The organism is Streptomyces sp. SM1 (assembly GCF_002910825.1).
Lineage (GTDB): Bacteria > Actinomycetota > Actinomycetes > Streptomycetales > Streptomycetaceae > Streptomyces > Streptomyces okerensis.
Genome location: NZ_NEUB01000349.1, coordinates 1 through 4,984, shown reverse-complemented (window position 1 = coordinate 4,984; position 4,984 = coordinate 1). Strand labels below are relative to the sequence as shown.

Annotated in this window: 6 protein-coding genes; 4 read left to right on the top strand and 2 right to left on the bottom strand. The window is 72.0% G+C overall.

The features are described 5' to 3' along the window. Positions 1 to 206 precede the first annotated feature (206 nt). Positions 207 to 668 carry a universal stress protein gene (locus B9S61_RS08790; RefSeq protein ID WP_103541749.1) on the top strand — a complete coding sequence of 154 codons (462 nt, stop codon included), beginning with the start codon at positions 207 to 209 and terminating at the stop codon, positions 666 to 668. 50 nt (positions 669 to 718) lie between these two features. Here the strand turns inward: B9S61_RS08790 and B9S61_RS08785 are convergent, their stop codons facing one another. Next, a complete protein-coding gene (locus tag B9S61_RS08785; RefSeq protein WP_103541746.1) occupies positions 719 to 1,873 on the bottom strand; it encodes a CapA family protein in 1,155 nt (384 codons plus the stop codon). Positions 1,874 to 2,084: 211 nt separating this feature from the next. On the opposite strand from B9S61_RS08785, the gene B9S61_RS08780 reads away from it, so the two are divergent. The 3 genes from B9S61_RS08780 to B9S61_RS08770 all read left to right on the top strand — a co-directional run bounded on the left by B9S61_RS08780 (position 2,085) and on the right by B9S61_RS08770 (position 4,105). Next, on the top strand, positions 2,085 to 2,630 hold the full coding sequence (locus tag B9S61_RS08780; protein ID WP_103541748.1) for a sigma-70 family RNA polymerase sigma factor: 546 nt from the start codon (positions 2,085 to 2,087) through the stop codon (positions 2,628 to 2,630). Positions 2,631 to 2,766: 136 nt separating this feature from the next. Further along, positions 2,767 to 3,288 carry a hypothetical protein gene (locus tag B9S61_RS08775; protein ID WP_103541745.1) on the top strand — a complete coding sequence of 174 codons (522 nt, stop codon included), beginning with the start codon at positions 2,767 to 2,769 and terminating at the stop codon, positions 3,286 to 3,288. A gap of 151 nt (positions 3,289 to 3,439) precedes the next feature. After that, entirely contained in the window at positions 3,440 to 4,105 is a 666-nt protein-coding gene (locus B9S61_RS08770; RefSeq protein WP_103541744.1) for a zf-HC2 domain-containing protein, read from the top strand. A 21-nt stretch (positions 4,106 to 4,126) separates the two neighbouring features. On the opposite strand, the gene B9S61_RS08765 is transcribed toward B9S61_RS08770, so the two are convergent. Next, the coding region (locus tag B9S61_RS08765) for an Fpg/Nei family DNA glycosylase (RefSeq protein WP_181007299.1) at positions 4,127 to 4,984 on the bottom strand (858 nt) is incomplete at its 5' end.

Sequence of the window (4,984 nt, the reverse complement as noted above, 5' to 3'; positions counted from 1 at the left end):
CAGGGTGGCGGCGCCGGTGAGCAGGGCCCGGCGCCGGGTGAGCAAGTGATCCTTCTGCATGACTCATCAGTCGCCCCGCTGAGGGCCGACGCACCTCAGCGACACCGGTGCGGCGGCACGATTCCACCCGATCGGCGGAGTGTGGGGCGGTGGACCTGCCCGGACGCCGGGCGGCGGGGACCACGCGGTCCGATACCCTCGGCGACGTGACGGAACAGCGGTCCGACCGGTTCGAACGGGGCACGGACGGCCCGAAGGTGATCGTGACGGGCGTGGACGGCTCCGACTCGTCGCTGCGCGCGGCGGCGTACGCCTCCGGGCTGGCCCGCCGGCAGGGTGCGCTGCTCGCCGTCGTGTACGTGCAGCCGGTACTGGCGGCGGGTGCGGCACTCGGCGCGCCGGTGGCCGACACCACGGAGGAGATCGCCGAGGGCCTGGTGGCTCAGATCCGGGAGGCGATGGACCGGATCAGGGCGATCCACGACATCCGCTGGGAGTTCCACACCTTCCGCGGCGACCCCTACACCGGCCTCGTGAAGGCGGCGGACGACCTCAGGGCGGACGCGGTGGTGGTCGGCGCCTCCGAGCAGGCGGGTCACCGGTTCATCGGATCGGTCGCGGTACGACTGGTGAAGGCCGGACGCTGGCCGGTGACGGTGGTGCCGTAGCCCGGCACGTCACGGTGGCCCTCCGGGTGCCGGGAAACGGTGACGGGTCCTCACTCCCCCATGACGAGCCCGTCCTGCGCCGCGCCCCGGCTCAGCACCACGTCGCGGATCCGGTCGCGCACCGAGCGCACCTCGGCGCCCCGGGCGAGCGCCTGGTTGAGGTTGACGATGCGTCCGGCGTCCACGTCGAAGAGCTGCGGGACGAACTCGGCGCGGGTCACCTCCCAGCGTCCGCCGGGGCGTCCGGGCGGGGCGAAGGTGAAGCGGCCCAGGGTGGACTGGTTCCCGCGCGGGTCCTGGACCCCGTCGTGGTTGGTCATCTCACCGGCGATCTGGTCGCCCATCCCGTAGATCACCCAGGTGCCGTTGACCTTCTCGTACGCCTGCGGGACATGGGCGTGGGTGCCGAGGATCAGGTCGATGTCGGGGCGGCCGCCGGTCTTCGAGGCGGTGAGCGAGCGGGCCAGTCCGGTCTGCCGCTGGTCCGGGGCGTCCTGCCATTCGGTGCCCCAGTGCAGCGAGACCACGACGACGTCGGCTCCGGTCTTCCGGGCGGCCCGCGCGTCGGCGACGATCCGCGCCTCGTCGACGAGATTCACCGCCCAGGGTCGATCCGGGGGCAGCGGAAGGCCGTTGGTGTCGTAGGTGTAGGCGAGATGGGCGACGCGCGCCGCGCCCGCGCGCAGCACGGAGGCCGTGCGGGCCTCCCGTTCGCTGCGCGCCGAACCGGCGTGTCGTACGCCGGCCCGGTCGAGGGCGTCGAGGGTGCGGCGGACGCCTTCCGCGCCGTCGTCGAGGGTGTGGTTGGAGGCGGTGGAACAGCCGTCGTAGCCGGTGGCGGCGAGGCCCTGGGCGACCTCGGGCGGGGACCTGAACAGGGGATAACCGGCGTAGTCGCCGTCGGCGCCGTAGACGGTCTCCATGTGGCACAGCGCCACGTCCGCCGGGGCGACGACGGAGCGGATGCCGGAGAGCATCGGCCGGAAGTCGTAGCCGGTGCCGCCGGCGTCGTAGCCGGCGCGTTCGATGATCGAGGTGTGGGGCAGCACATCGCCTGAGGCGACGAGGGTGAAGCCGCGGTGCTCCGTCGCGGAAGGGGCCGGACGCCCCGGTTCCGGTGGCTGGTGGTCACGGGCCTGGCAGGCGGCGCCCGCGGCGAGGACGACGGTCAGGACGAGGGCCAGCTGCCGACTGCGTGCGATCATCACTTCACCCCGCTGTAGTCGTATTTGTGGATAAACAGATAAGAAGCTGCATCTCACCGACGGCTGCTGCGACACGCCCTTTAGGCCGTCCGGCGTGCGTGAACGACCGTCCCGACCGTTCGTCGAACCGTTCGTCGACGCGATCGACCGTCCGCCGCACGCTCCTGTGCACGCTCTGTCCCCGAAGGGCGCCGTACGCTGCCATACGGCCATGACGGCCGGAATCACACTCACGAACGGGACGACCGCCGAGCACGAGCTCGCCGCACTGCAGCGCGAGCACGGCCGGCCTCTCTTCGCGCTGCTGCTCCGGCTCTGCGACGGGGACCGGCAGCGCGCGGAGGATCTGGTCCAGGAGACGCTGGTGCGTGCCTGGCAGCACCCCGAGGCCCTGCGTGCCGAGAACTTCGACTCCGTACGGCCCTGGCTGCTGACCGTGGGACGGCGGCTCGCGATCGACGCGCGACGCGCCCGGCAGGCCCGCCCGGCCGAGGTCGGGGACGCCGTGCTGGAGAACGCGCGGGTGATCTCCGACCACGCCGAGCGGGCCGCGGCGACGCTCGATGTCCGCGAGGCTGTGAAGACTCTCACTCCGGAGCACCGTGAAGTCCTGGTGCTCGTGTACTTCCAGGGGGCGAGTGTGGCGGAAGCCGCCACGGCCCTCGGCATCCCGCCCGGTACCGTGAAGTCCCGCGCGTACTACGCGCTGCGCGCCCTGCGCCGGGTGCTTCCCGGATACGCCTCCGACATGCGGTGAAACCAACCGTCGAGTCAAACCTCCGTAAAGCGCCTTGCCGACGACCCCGGTTGAGTAATCGGCTGTCCTCATCCGTGTTCCGGACCGGGGGCCCGGGTTCGGGCGACGCGCACGTACCGGAGGAAGGCAGGAAGGGATGCTGCACAGAGGTCGAGAGAGCACGGACGGCACCGGTGACGGTGAACTGACCGTCCCCATGGCCTGGTTGTACGCCGAGTACATCGCCGACGAGTTGCTGCGCAGCGGCGATCTCATGCCGCCGACGTCCTTCGAGTTCCGGGCCGGCCGGGACGCGCTGGCGCTGACCGTCTTCCTGTCCGACACCGACGGCGGGCTGTCCGGCATCCGGGTGATCACCCAGCTGGAGACCTGGCTGTCGCTGACCGCGTACGACCAGCCGTGGCAGGAGTGGGTGCAGGACCGTCTGGCCGATCTGGCCGCGGACGCCGTCGCCTCCGGCCGGGCAGCGCCGGACCCGGATCTGGAGCTGGCCCGGGAGGCCTGGCGCTGGCTGCGGGAGACGGAGCTGCTGGCGCCGGATCTGAACGCGGTGCCGGGGGGCGGCGCGGCGGGCGGTGAGGACGAGGGACCCAAGGTGTGGACGCCTGCCTGGGAGCTCGGGCTGCCGCTCGGCCACCTCGCCATCCACCTCTTCTAGGCTGCTCGGAAATCCGACCAATCCGCGGGCCGGAGGGCTCCGAATCCTTTGGTCACGATTCGGCACGTGGCTTGAGTGATTCGGCCGACTGGTGCGTACCGGTGGGAGCAAGGAGTAACCCCACCCGCACCCAAAGGCACGAGGATTCGGCATGAGGTCCCTGGAGAGGCATCGCGACGTCGGCGCCTACGCGCTCGGCGTGCTGGACGAGGCGGAGGCGTTCCGCTTCGAGGACCACCTCATGGAGTGCCCCGGCTGCGCTGTCCAGGTGACCGAATTCGGCCCTGCGGCACGCCAGTTGATGCTGTACCGGAGCGCCACCCCCCGACCGGTCCACCCGCTGGCCAAGCCCGGTCCGAGGATGCTGGAACGGTTGCTCTCCGAGGTCGCGGCCCGCAACCGCACCGGACGTCGCCGGCTGTTGCTGGCACTGGCCGCCTCGGTGGTGATCGCGGTGACGGCGCCGGTGATCGCGATGACGGCGGGGGGCGGCGGTGATGACGGTTCCGTGAGCGTCGCGGCCACCGACGAGCGGTCCGGGGTGTGGGCGGAGGTGACGGCGGAGGACGAGGCCTGGGGCAGCCATGTGGAGCTGAAGGTCAAGGACGGCGCGGGCCCCCGCGTCTGCCGGCTGGTGGTGATCGGCCGGGACGGCTCCGAGGAGACGGTGACCAGTTGGAGCGTGCCCCGTCATGACGCCCGCCCCAACACGGTGCTGAGCGGCTCCGCCATGCACCCCGAGGAGATCGACCGCTACGAGGTGCGTACGGCGGACGGCGAGCACCTGGTGACGCTGGACGCCCTCAGCACCGAGTGACGCCCGCGGGCGGTCCCTGACTCACTTCAGCAGGCGGGAGAGCCTGCGGTCGGCCAGTGGTCTGCCGCCGGTCTGACAGGTCGGGCAGTACTGCAGCGAGGAGTCGCTGAAGGACACCTCGCGGATGGTGTCCCCGCACACCGGGCAGGCCTCGCCGGTGCGGCCGTGCACCCGCAGGCCGCTCTTCTTCTCGGCCTTCAGCCGTCCGGCCGCGACGCCCCGGGAGCGTTCCACCGCCTCGGTGAGGGAGGTGCGCAGGGCCTGGTACAGACGGGTGATCTCCTCCGGGGTGAGGGAGCCGGCCGGCTTGTAGGGGGACATCCGGGCCGCGTGCAGGATCTCGTCGCTGTAGGCGTTCCCGACGCCCGCGATCAGGCTCTGGTCCCGCAGGGCGCCCTTGAGACGGCGGCGTTCCCCGGACAGCAGGTCCGCCAGGCGCCGCTCGTCGAAGTCGCCGGCCAGCGGGTCGGGGCCCAGCCGGGCGACGCCCGGGACCTCCGCGGGGTCGCCCACGACGTACACCGCGAGCCGCTTCTGCGTCCCGGCCTCGGTGAGGTCGAAGCCCGCGCCGGTCTCCAGCGCCACCCGCAGGGCCAGCGGTCCCCTGCCCGGGCGGGGCGGGCCGCTGGGGAGGCGGTCCTTCCAGTGCAGCCAGCCCGCGCGGGCCAGATGGGTGACGAGGTACGGCCCGCCGTCCGTCCGCAGGCCGAGGAACTTGCCGTACCGGTGCACGGCGGTGACCGTACGCCCCTCCACGGCCGCCAGCGGCGGATCATAGGTCTTCAGGACGTTGATCGCCACGGGCAGCGCCCGGACGATCTCATGGCCGGTCAGGTGCTCGGCGAGAAAGTCCTTGAGCGCCTCGACCTCGGGGAGTTC